Origin of the sequence: Corynebacterium sp. HMSC071B10 (genome assembly GCF_001814825.1) — a bacterium.
GTDB lineage: Bacteria > Actinomycetota > Actinomycetes > Mycobacteriales > Mycobacteriaceae > Corynebacterium.
The window spans coordinates 1-1975 of the sequence record NZ_KV817948.1 but is presented as its reverse complement, the minus strand read 5'-3'; the positions used below and the strand labels follow the sequence as shown (position 1 = coordinate 1975).

Here is a 1975-nt window from a genome sequence, read left to right as displayed (position 1 = left end):
AGTACCTCTGGGTACTTTAGTGCCCAGAGGCTTATCTACATGGCACGTTCGCTACGGGTTCGTCGTTCTAACAGCCAGTCAGACAAGAAGGAACCGTGGCGTAGTTTCGGGATAGCCACATCGACGGTGCTGACCCGTGTATCCAGTAGTCGGTGGCGGTAGCCGTTGCGGTGGTTGACGCGGTTGTCGCTGGTGGTGCCGTAGTCAGCGCTGCCGACAGTATCGTCTTGGGAAGATAGAATTTGGTTGATGAAATCACCGAGCATCTGACGCGTCAGATCGGGTGATGCTTGAGTGAGTAGCTCTTCGAGGTATGCTTTTGGTTGCCAGTTGTGTCGGCACCGGGGGCTTAACTGTGAGAAGCGGGTCGAATAGCGGAGTTCTCCGCTAGGAGGTGTAAAAATTCCTCTGGGTCTTTAACCGTCAAGCGAATGGGTCTTCCGATATTGCGGTGTAGGAGGATATTTGCAGAACCGGCATGGAATGAAATAGTGCCATCCAGGAAGTGAACCCCAAACGTTTGGGATTCGAGTATGGGGCCCGAGGGAAGGATCTCCGCCCCCTTCAGAGATTCCAAACGAACGTTGCTAACTGGAATGCCAAGAACTGAAATCCGAAGGATTTCATCATTCAGCAACACCCCGACATTAAAGAAAATTGCCAGAGACACTAAAAGACCGCATGTGATAAAGGCGGTTTGATCTCTTCTGGTCAAGAAGTAGACACACAATAAGAGTACTGCGAAGATAAGTACGATCCGACTAAAATTATATCCAAATACTCTTGATCGATAACTTGAACCAGTCATGAATATCACTCAACTTCCTTCCAACTATCTTCATGGGTAGTAAGGCGAAAATCACCACTGCGCCGCCCGCCGTTGAGTTGTGAACCCCCGCCAACTCGTTTGAATAAAACTTACTATACCTGCTGGTAAACGGCAAGATCACGCCCTATATTAATCCCCACCAACTGCGGTGGGGCCTTATAGGCTGATACCGCCGGACGCCGAGTCGGGTGCGCCTGATAGTAGCGTTGCTCCTTTGCCTGACGCCGTGCAAGGATCTGTTTCCACTTGCCCGTATACACCTCATCAGGCGTGTAATAGTTCAACCCACTGTGACGATCCCGCTTGTTGTACGCCTCAATAATCCTGCCAACCACCTGCTCTGCTTGAGCGATATCACGGTAGGACTCCAACGCGAAGCGATGATGCTTCAAGGTGCGATGTGATGACTCTTCATATGGGTTATCGTTTGAAACATTCGGCCTGATCAGTGAGATCATTTGAACTTCGAGCAGTAATAGAAACTACAGTGTGGGTCCCTGGAGGACTAGAGCCACGTGGAGTGAAGACAATGTTCCCGCTACGTGAGTCCAATGATGGCAGCGACGTGGTTCCCCAGTGGTTCAATATGGAGAAAAACATAGATTAAAATAGGCGCGGTGAGGCAGGGGGTAAATGATTAACCGTGGCCGGTTCGTGGAATATAAAGCTCTGTGCCCATCTTTTTGTCTGCCTTCGCTCTCCTCAATTCTATAAAGCGTTGAGGCGTGTTGTCGCTAACGGTTCCGAGCCATTTTATTTTATCTCCGCAACCGTAGTCTAAATCCCCGGCGAATGGATCACCGGCAAGCTGAACTGCCCAGGCCTTGACAGCAGTATCTTCTTCCGATGAGACTCCCCCAGTACTCGGTATTGGGGGCATTTCCATGCCAACATACGCAAGTCCTTTCGTGGACATTACTGAGAATACGCAGTAGACGTACTGAGCCGTTCTCCAAGCTGCCCGTAGCTCGACAGCTCCGGAAGAAATGAGGTTTTCTTGAGCAAAATACCGCTTTAAAAGCGAATTCATGTAATGGGCAAAAGACGTTATGCTCCAATTATTTACCATGTTTCACTCCTCGTATTCGCGCTACTGACAGTCAATGCAGCTTCCGCAGTCCATACCAACTGCATAGTACCTCTGGG

General features: G+C 49.8%; 2 protein-coding genes and 1 pseudogene. All 3 read right to left on the bottom strand.

Annotated elements, in window-relative coordinates; all coding sequences use genetic code 11:
- Positions 1-38 precede the first annotated feature (38 nt).
- Positions 39-323, bottom strand: a pseudogene (locus tag HMPREF2990_RS12270) (transposase); the annotation flags it as partial.
- Between the two features lie 598 nt (positions 324-921).
- Positions 922-1287 (bottom strand): integrase core domain-containing protein, encoded by a 366-nt coding sequence (locus HMPREF2990_RS01160; protein ID WP_083316916.1) that lies wholly within the window; start codon positions 1285-1287, stop codon positions 922-924.
- Between the two features lie 179 nt (positions 1288-1466).
- Positions 1467-1898 (bottom strand): hypothetical protein, encoded by a 432-nt coding sequence (locus HMPREF2990_RS12265; RefSeq protein ID WP_083316915.1) that lies wholly within the window; start codon positions 1896-1898, stop codon positions 1467-1469.
- Between the last annotated feature and the right edge of the window lie 77 nt (positions 1899-1975).

Excerpts from the sequence above, each read along its gene's own strand:
- HMPREF2990_RS01160 (WP_083316916.1), bottom strand. The coding sequence starts at position 1,287 with ATGATCTCACTGATCAGGCCGAATGTTTCAAACGATAACCCATATGAA.
- HMPREF2990_RS12265 (WP_083316915.1), bottom strand. The coding sequence starts at position 1,898 with ATGGTAAATAATTGGAGCATAACGTCTTTTGCCCATTACATGAATTCG.